This is a genomic window from Kitasatospora sp. NPDC057223 (genome assembly GCF_042669755.1).
Lineage (GTDB): Bacteria > Actinomycetota > Actinomycetes > Streptomycetales > Streptomycetaceae > Kitasatospora.
This window is the reverse complement of sequence record NZ_JBHUWW010000222.1, coordinates 1-7817: the sequence shown is the minus strand read 5'-3', so window position 1 is coordinate 7817 and position 7817 is coordinate 1. Positions and strand designations below refer to the sequence as shown.

Below are 7817 nucleotides of genomic sequence, written 5' to 3'. Positions count from 1 at the left end.
GCTGTCCGGAGGCTCGATGCCGCCGCCGGACAGCGGGACCACCCCCGGGCCCCGGGCGTCCGGAGTCGGCCGACCCCGCGAGCCCCCGGCTGCCGAGCCTTGTCAGAGCATGGCCGCACCGCGCACAATGGAACCGACCGAACGGTCAGTCGGTTGAGGTCGGCCGCCGCCGTTCGGCCGGACCGACCACACACCCGACAGAGCGAGGAGAGCCGTGGTGACAGCAGAAGTGGCGGAGCCGGCGCAGGCCGAGCGGTTCGACGAGGTGGTCGCCGCCGAGCAGCGGATCGAGCCCCGCGACTGGATGCCCGACGCGTACCGGGCCACCCTGATCCGCCAGATCGCCCAGCACGCGCACTCCGAGATCATCGGCATGCAGCCGGAGGGCAACTGGCTGACCCGGGCGCCGTCGCTGCGCCGCAAGGCGATCCTGCTGGCGAAGGCCCAGGACGAGGCCGGTCACGGCCTCTACCTCTACGCCGCCGCCGAGACGCTGGGCGTCGACCGCGCCGAGCTGACCGAGAAGCTGGTGTCCGGCCGGCAGAAGTACTCCTCGATCTTCAACTACCCGACGCTGACCTTCGCCGACGTCGGCGTGATCGGCTGGCTGGTGGACGGCGCCGCCATCTGCAACCAGGTGCCGCTCTGCCGCTGCTCGTACGGGCCGTACGCCCGCGCGATGGTGCGGATCTGCAAGGAGGAGTCGTTCCACCAGCGGCAGGGCTACGAGCTGCTGATGACGATGATGCGCGGCACCGACGGGCAGCGCCGGATGGTCCAGGACGCGGTGGACCGCTGGTGGTGGCCGTCGCTGATGATGTTCGGCCCGCCGGACGACGACTCGCCGAACACCGCCCGTTCGATGGCCTGGCGGATCAAGCGCCACACCAATGACGAGCTGCGGCAGCGCTTTGTCGACATGTCCGTACCGCAGGCCGAGCACCTCGGCGTCACCCTCCCCGACCCCGCGCTGAGCTGGAACGAGGAACGCGCGAGCTGGGACTTCGGCGAGCCCGACTGGTCCGAGCTCAAGCGGGTCATCCAGGGCGACGGCCCCTGCAACACCCAGCGGGTGGAGCGCCGCCGCCAGGCCCACGAGGACGGCGCCTGGGTCCGCGAGGCGGCGACGGCGTACGCGGAGAAGCGCAGGGCCGAGGCCGGACGCGCCGCCGCAGAGCAGGCGACGGAACAGGCGACGGAACAGGCCACGGAACGGGCGGCGGAGCAGGCGACCGGGCGAGCGACGGAGGACGGACGATGAACGGGATCCAGGCCGGCTGGCCGCTCTACGAGGTGTTCGTGCGCCCCCGGCGGGGGCTGAACCACGTCCACGTCGGCTCGCTGCACGCGTCCGACGACCGGATGGCCCTGCTGTCCGCCCGCGACCTCTACACCCGCCGGAACGAGGGCGTCAGCCTCTGGGTGGTCCGCTCCGACGCGATCACCGCCTCCACCCCCGACGAGCAGGACCCGTTCTTCGCGCCCAGCGGTGACAAGGTCTACCGCCACCCGACCTTCTACGACATCCCCGAGGATGTCCCGCACATCTGACGGGAGCGCACCGCATGACGGACGACCACGTGTACCTGACCCTCTCCGAGGCGAGCCCGGGGCCCGAGGGCGAGGCCCGCTGGGCGTACGGGACGGGCTTCGCCGACCCGCTGCTCGGCGTCGACACCGCCGTGCCGCCGGGTCTGGACGGCGCGGACCTGGCCGCGTACTGCCTGATGCTCGGTGACGACGCGCTGATCCTCGCCCAGCGGCTGACCGAGTGGTGCACCCGGGCGCCCGAGCTGGAGGAGGAGGTCGCGCTCGCCAACCTCGGCCTGGACCTGCTCGGCCAGGCCCGCCTGCTGCTCACCCGGGCCGGGCAGGCCGACGGCACCGGCCGCACCGAGGACGACCTCGCCTACCTGCGGGAGGAGCACGAGTTCCGCAACGTCCGCCTGGTCGAGGCGCCGAACGGCGACTTCGCGTACTCGGTCGCCCGGCTGCTGCTCTTCGCCACCGCCCGCGGCGCCCTGTACGAGGCGCTGGCCGCGCACCCCGATCCGGTGCTCTCGGCCGTCGCGGCGCGCGGGGTCAAGGAGCTGGCCTACCACCGCGAGTACGCCACCGCCTGGGTACTGCGCCTGGGCGACGGCACGCCGTACTCGGCGGAGCGGATGCAGGCGGGGCTGGACGCGGTCTGGCCGCTGCTGGACGAGCTGTTCACCCCGCACCCCGTCGAGCTGCGGGCCGGCGCCGACCCGGCGGCCCTGCGCGAGCCGGTGCTGCGCGCGCTCACCGCCGTACTCGCCGAGGCCGGGCTGACCGTGCCCGGGTCCCGGCCGCTGGCGGCGGTCGGCGGCCGCTCCGGGCGCGACGGCGTGCACACCGAGGCGCTCGGCCCGCTGCTGGCGGAGTTCCAGGTGGTCGCCCGGGCGAATCCGGGGGCGACGTGGTGAGTACAGCGCGCACGACGAGCACGAGGACCGGGACCGGCGTCATGACCGCGGTGATCGCGTGGGACATCGCGGCGGCCGTCCCCGACCCGGAGCTGCCGATGCTCACCCTCGCCGAGCTGGGTGTGCTGGCGGAGGTCGAGACCGACGGCGTGAGCGTGACGGCCTGGCTGACGCCGACCTACTCCGGCTGTCCGGCGGTTGCCGAGATGGCGGCCGACGTGGACGCCCGGCTGCGGGCGGCGGGCTGCCCGGACGTCAGGGTCCGGCTGCGGCTGGATCCGCCCTGGTCCACCGACCGGATCACCGAGGAGGGGCGCCGCAAGCTCGCGGAGGCCGGAATCGCCCCGCCGGAGCCCGTGGGGCCCACCCGGACGCCGCTGCTCCGACTCGGACCGACCAGGCGCGCGGAGGTCCGCTGCCCGCAGTGCGGCAGCGCCGACACCGAGGAGCTGTCCCGCTTCGGCTCCACGGCGTGCAAGGCGCTGTGGCGCTGCCGCGGCTGCCGCGAGCCCTTCGAACGGATCAAGGAGATCTGAATGACCGTCCGCCGTCCGGTCTTCCACCCCCTTCGGATCGCCCTGGTGGAGGGGCTCTGCGAGGACGCCGTCGCGGTCACCTTCGACGTGCCCGCGGCCCTCGCCGAGGAGTTCGCGTTCCGGCCCGGTCAGACGCTGACCCTGCGCCGGGTGGTGGACGGGGTCGACGAGCGCCGCTCGTACTCGATCTGCGCCCCCGCCGGCGGGGCGCTGCGGATCGCCGTCCGGGAGGTGCCCGGCGGGCTGTTCTCGCGCTGGCTGGTGCGGGACGCCGGGCCGGGCGAGGAGGTCGAGGTGCTGCCGCCGAGCGGGTTCTTCAGCCCGGAGACCGGCATCCCCGGCGAGCACGTCCTGCTGGCGGCCGGCTCCGGGATCACCCCGATGCTGTCGATCGCCGGCTCCGTGCTGGCCGCCGACCGGACGTCCCGGGTCACGCTCCTCTACGGGAACCGGCGCAGTGACACCGTGATGTTCGCCGACGAGCTGGCCGACCTGAAGGACCGCTACCTCGGCCGGTTCCAGCTGCTGCACGTGCTCTCCCGGGAGACCAGGGACGCCGAGCTGCTCACCGGCCGGCTCGACCCGGACCGGGTCGGCGCGCTGCTCGGCGCCCTGGTGGACGTGCCGAAGGTCGACCACTGGTGGCTCTGCGGCCCGTACGGCATGGTGGCGGGCGCCAAGGAGCTGCTGGCCGGCCTCGGGGTGCCGGGGGAGCGGGTGCACCAGGAGCTGTTCCACGCCGAGGACGAGCCGGTCGCCGAGCGAGATGACCGCGCCGACCGCGCCGAGGCGGCAGCGGACGGCGGGCTGAGCGAGGTGACCCTGGTCCTGGACGGCCGGGGCAGCACGCTCGCGCTGCCCCGCGACCGGTCGATCCTGGACGGCGCCCAGCGCTCCCGCCCCGATCTGCCGTTCGCCTGCAAGGGCGGCGTCTGCGGCACCTGCCGGGCACTGGTGACGGAGGGCGAGGTCGTGATGCGGCGCAACTTCGCGCTGGAGGAGAAGGAACTGGCCGAGGGGTACGTGCTGACCTGCCAGGCCCGGCCGGTGACCGACCGGGTGACGGTCGACTACGACCGCTGAGCCGCCATCGGCACCCGGGCCGGTGCCTGAGCTGAGACCTGAGCTGAGGCCTGAGCCGGTACCGCTGCCGGTGCAGCCGGTGGGACTACCCGGTCCGCCGCGGCCGCCTTCGCCGGGTCGCCGAGCAGCCGGACGATCCCGTTCACGGCCGCCCGGCCGGCCCGGTTGGCGCCGACGGTGCTGGCCGAGGGGCCGTACCCGACCAGGTGCACGCGCGGGTCGACGGCGGCCTGCGTGCCGTCCATCCGGATGCCGCCGCCCGGGTCGCGCAGCCCCAGCGGCGCGAGGTGGCCGATCTCCGGGCGGAAGCCGGTGGCCCAGACGATCGCGTCCACCGCCAGCTCCTCGTCGCCCCAGGCCACGCCGTGCTCGGTCAGCCGGTCGAACATCGGGCGACGCCGCAGTGCCCCCAGGTCCCGGGCCCGCCGGTAGGCGACCGAGGGGCCGAGTCCGGTCACGCTCACCACGCTGCGCACCGGCAGCCCCTGGCGGACCCTCTCCTCGACCATCGCCACCGCCGCCCGCCCGGCCTCCGGACTGAAGGGGCCGTCCCGGTACACCGGCGGTGTCCGGGTCACCCAGACCGTCTCGGCGACCTCCGCCACCTCCGACAGCACCTGGATCGCCGAGGCGCCCCCGCCGACCACCACCACACGGCGCCCGGCGAACTCCTCCGGGCCCCGGTAGTCCGCGTAGTGCAGCTGCCGCCCGGCGAAGTGCCCGGGGTAGTGGGGCAGAAAGGGGCGGGTCCAGGTGCCCGTCGCGTTGATCAGCGCCCGTGCGGACCAGGCTCCGGCGTCGGTCTCCAGCAGCAGCCGCCCGTCCGCCTGCGGCCGCACCTCCCGTACGTGCACCGGGCGTACGACCGGCAGCGCGTGCCGGGCCTCGTACGCCGTGAAGTACCCCGGCACCACCTCGCGCGCCGGGGCGGCCGGATCCGGCGGCGGAAGCTCGAAGTCCGGAAGGTCGTGGAAGCCGTGGACGGTGGCCATCCTCAAGGAAGGCGAGCGGTGCGCCCAGGCCCCGCCGGGTGCGTCGTCGGCGTCCAGCACGACGAAGGTGCCCTCGCCCCCACCCGTCCCCCCAGCCGCCCCGTCGGCGGAGAGGCCGCCGGAGGGGCCGGCGGGGGCGAAACCGCGTCGGCGCAGGTGGTAGGCGGCGGACAGGCCCGCCTGGCCGGCGCCGATCACCACGACGTCGACATTCGTTGCACCGTAAACAGTCACGACCGTGAAACATCGGTCCGGCCGGACCTGTTCCCGCCTCCCCACCCCGCGGCTCGGACCGCTCAGACCGCTCAGACCGCCGGGGACATCACCACGGCCGTGCCGTACGCGCAGACCTCCGTTCCGACGTCCGCAGCCTCCGTGACGTCGAACCTCATGGCCAGCACCGCGTTCCCGCCCCGCGCCTTGGTCTGCTCGACCAGCCGCTCCATCGCCTCGTTGCGGCTCGCCACCAGCGTCTTCGTCAGACCGCGCAGCTCACCGCCCACCAGCGACTTCAGCGAGGCGCCGATCTGGCTGCCGACGTGACGGCTGCGCACCGTCAGGCCGAAGACCTCGCCGATCACATGGTCGACCCGGAATCCGGGCACCTCGTTCGTGGTCACCACCAGGACCTGGTCGTTCGGACCCTGCCCGCCGCCGTACTCGTCAAGATTGCTCATATCCCCCATCCTCCCCACCTGGCCGCGCGCCGCCACAGGAAGCGGGGGCCCGAAGGTCGGACAGACCGGTGATCGGACGCCGGAAAGGCCGTACCGTAGGCGCATGGGCGAGCGAAGCGATCATCCGCAGGGGCAGGGCGCCACGGAGGACTCCGGCGCGCAGGAGATCGAGGCGACGGTGGTGCTGGGCCTGCGCATCACCGACTGGCCGGCGCTGCGAGCGGCCGCCCGGGCGGCTGTCGAGGAGCTCGACTTCGAGGGCGTCGATCCGGCCGGTCAGCGCCGTGACCTGCTGCGCGAGGTCTCCGAGGACCCGAACGCCGCGCTGGGCGTGCTGCTCCACCCGGACCGCCTGGTCGCCGCGATGCCCGGTGTCGACGCGCTCGGCGGCACCCTGGAGATCAGCGTCACCGAGGACTTCGCCCCCGACTTCGCCGAGCTGTTCCCGCTCGACGGCGACGAGGAGGGCGGTGGCGGAGTCGGCGACTGGACGCTGACCCCCCGTACCGCCTGCCTGCTGCACGCCCAGCTGCTCGGCCTGGCCGACGCCGCCTACGACGACCTGGAGGAGCACGAGGGTGAACCGGTGACCGACGGCGAGGAGCACGAGTGGGCGGTGTTCGGCCGGCTGCCCGTCCGGACCTGGATCCTGCACCGCAACTGGCGCCGCTCGATGGCCCGCGCCTTCGACGACCTCGCCGACGACCTGGCCCTCGGTGAGTGGCCGCTCCCGCGCTGTCCGGCCGAGGACATCGCGCTGCGGATGGCCCTCGCGGACGCCCGCAACCTGCTCGGTGCCCAGCCCGAGTCCGTCGCCGACATGATGGGCGACCTCCCGGCCGACCTGTACGACTACGACTGGGACGGCTGCTTCGACGAGCTGTTCGGCGTCTACGGTCCCGAGGACGGCGACCCCGCCTCCGACGCCGCAGGCCGCACCGAGGACCTGATCGCCGCCACCCACCCCGAGGGCTGGTTCCTCCCGTACGAGGACGCCGAGGAGCGCGACTCGCAGCGGGGCTACCGTCGCTGACGGCAAATCTCTTTGAACATGTTCAACTTTCCTGGATATGATCACCCCGGCTCCGCCGCATGCGCACGACCGCGGTGGTGGGGCCCAGGTGTGTCCAACCCAGGGGAGGGCCCTTTCATGAACGTCCGCCGCACGCTCGCCACCGCCGCCATGGCCGCTGTGATGACACCCGCCATGCTGTTCGCTGCCGGCCCCGCTCTTGCCGACAGCACCTCGCCGGCCAGCTCGCAGCCGGACGGCACCGCCGACCTCGCGCGGCTGGAGCAGGCGGCGGCGGACGCGCAGAAGGCGTACGAGGGTGCCCTCGCCATCGAGAAGTCCGCCATGAAGGCACTGTCCGACTACCTCAACACCCCCCAGCCGCTCTGGACCAGGGCCAACGAGGCGTTGAACGCCGCCAAGGCCGCCGATGCCGCCGCCAAGGCCGCCGACAAGGCGGTCGAGGACGCGACCGCCGTGCTCGCCGCCGCCAGCACCGATGAGGAACGGGCCGCCGCGTCCGAGGCCCTGAACACCGCGCGCGACGGGGCGGTGCGGGCCAATGACGCGAAGCACGTCGCCGAGGCCGAGTACACCGCGGCTCACACGGCCGCCGGCGACGCGCAGGTCTCGGCCGTCCAAGGGTTCAGCCGCATCCAGCAGTCGACGGCGGCCGCGCTGGCGGCCCGGGACGCCGCCGACAAGGCCCTCGCCGACGCCCGGGCAGCGGCCGCCGCCGCACCGGCCGCCTCGCCGTCCTCGGCCCCGGCCGTCGTGCCGGTCGCCGACACCACGCCCGCCGGCACGCCGTCCGCCACGGCCACGCCGACGGCCACCCCGTCGCCGTCGCCCGCACCGAAGACCAGCACCAGCACCAGCACCAGCGCCGGCAACGGCACCAGCACGGCCACGGACACCTCCTCGGCGGCCCTCGCCGACACCGGCGCGGCCGCCGCCACCCCGCTCGCCCTCGCGGGCGGCGCGGCCGTGGCCCTCGGCGCCGGTGCGGTGTACGTCTCCCGCCGCCGCAAGGCCGGCCCGGCGGCCTGACACCGGGCCGGGCCGGCCGT

General features: G+C 74.2%; 9 protein-coding genes. 7 read left to right on the top strand and 2 right to left on the bottom strand.

Translation table 11 applies throughout. The features are described 5' to 3' along the window. Positions 1 to 217: 217 nt before the first annotated feature. Genes paaA through paaE form a run of 5 tightly spaced genes read left to right on the top strand, consistent with a single transcriptional unit; the run spans position 218 to position 4066 of the window. Positions 218 to 1261: a 1,2-phenylacetyl-CoA epoxidase subunit PaaA gene (gene paaA, locus ACFUK0_RS38665; protein ID WP_380258507.1), complete on the top strand. Its 1044-nt coding sequence runs from the start codon at positions 218 to 220 to the stop codon at positions 1259 to 1261. Beyond that, on the top strand, positions 1258 to 1551 hold the full coding sequence (gene paaB / locus ACFUK0_RS38660; RefSeq protein WP_380258505.1) for a 1,2-phenylacetyl-CoA epoxidase subunit PaaB: 294 nt from the start codon (positions 1258 to 1260) through the stop codon (positions 1549 to 1551). Before paaA ends, paaB begins: the two co-directional genes overlap by 4 nt. 14 nt (positions 1552 to 1565) lie before the next feature. Next, entirely contained in the window at positions 1566 to 2447 is an 882-nt protein-coding gene (gene paaC, locus ACFUK0_RS38655) for a 1,2-phenylacetyl-CoA epoxidase subunit PaaC (protein ID WP_380258503.1), read from the top strand. A gap of 41 nt (positions 2448 to 2488) precedes the next feature. Then, positions 2489 to 2983 (top strand): 1,2-phenylacetyl-CoA epoxidase subunit PaaD, encoded by a 495-nt coding sequence (gene paaD, locus ACFUK0_RS38650; protein ID WP_380258501.1) that lies wholly within the window; start codon positions 2489 to 2491, stop codon positions 2981 to 2983. Then, positions 2984 to 4066: a 1,2-phenylacetyl-CoA epoxidase subunit PaaE gene (gene paaE / locus ACFUK0_RS38645; protein ID WP_380258499.1), complete on the top strand. Its 1083-nt coding sequence runs from the start codon at positions 2984 to 2986 to the stop codon at positions 4064 to 4066. It begins immediately after the preceding gene. Here paaE and ACFUK0_RS38640 read toward each other — a convergent pair. Next, on the bottom strand, positions 4054 to 5292 hold the full coding sequence (locus ACFUK0_RS38640) for an NAD(P)-binding domain-containing protein (RefSeq protein ID WP_380258497.1): 1239 nt from the start codon (positions 5290 to 5292) through the stop codon (positions 4054 to 4056). The two genes, paaE and ACFUK0_RS38640, sit on opposite strands and share 13 nt — an antisense overlap. 71 nt (positions 5293 to 5363) lie before the next feature. Continuing rightward, complete coding sequence (locus tag ACFUK0_RS38635; protein ID WP_380258495.1) at positions 5364 to 5735, bottom strand: YbjQ family protein; 372 nt, start codon at positions 5733 to 5735, stop codon at positions 5364 to 5366. A 103-nt stretch (positions 5736 to 5838) separates the two neighbouring features. Between ACFUK0_RS38635 and ACFUK0_RS38630 the strand changes: the two genes are divergently transcribed. Together ACFUK0_RS38630 and ACFUK0_RS38625 are read left to right on the top strand one after the other, a co-directional pair. Beyond that, positions 5839 to 6768 (top strand): hypothetical protein, encoded by a 930-nt coding sequence (locus ACFUK0_RS38630; RefSeq protein WP_380258493.1) that lies wholly within the window; start codon positions 5839 to 5841, stop codon positions 6766 to 6768. A 117-nt stretch (positions 6769 to 6885) separates the two neighbouring features. Continuing rightward, on the top strand, positions 6886 to 7797 hold the full coding sequence (locus ACFUK0_RS38625; RefSeq protein ID WP_380258491.1) for an LPXTG cell wall anchor domain-containing protein: 912 nt from the start codon (positions 6886 to 6888) through the stop codon (positions 7795 to 7797). Positions 7798 to 7817 lie beyond the last annotated feature (20 nt).

Excerpts from the sequence above, each read along its gene's own strand:
- paaD (WP_380258501.1), top strand. The coding sequence starts at position 2,489 with ATGACCGCGGTGATCGCGTGGGACATCGCGGCGGCCGTCCCCGACCCG.
- paaC (WP_380258503.1), top strand. The coding sequence starts at position 1,566 with ATGACGGACGACCACGTGTACCTGACCCTCTCCGAGGCGAGCCCGGGG.
- ACFUK0_RS38630 (WP_380258493.1), top strand. The coding sequence starts at position 5,839 with ATGGGCGAGCGAAGCGATCATCCGCAGGGGCAGGGCGCCACGGAGGAC.
- ACFUK0_RS38625 (WP_380258491.1), top strand. The coding sequence starts at position 6,886 with ATGAACGTCCGCCGCACGCTCGCCACCGCCGCCATGGCCGCTGTGATG.
- ACFUK0_RS38635 (WP_380258495.1), bottom strand. The coding sequence starts at position 5,735 with ATGAGCAATCTTGACGAGTACGGCGGCGGGCAGGGTCCGAACGACCAG.
- paaE (WP_380258499.1), top strand. The coding sequence starts at position 2,984 with ATGACCGTCCGCCGTCCGGTCTTCCACCCCCTTCGGATCGCCCTGGTG.
- paaB (WP_380258505.1), top strand. The coding sequence starts at position 1,258 with ATGAACGGGATCCAGGCCGGCTGGCCGCTCTACGAGGTGTTCGTGCGC.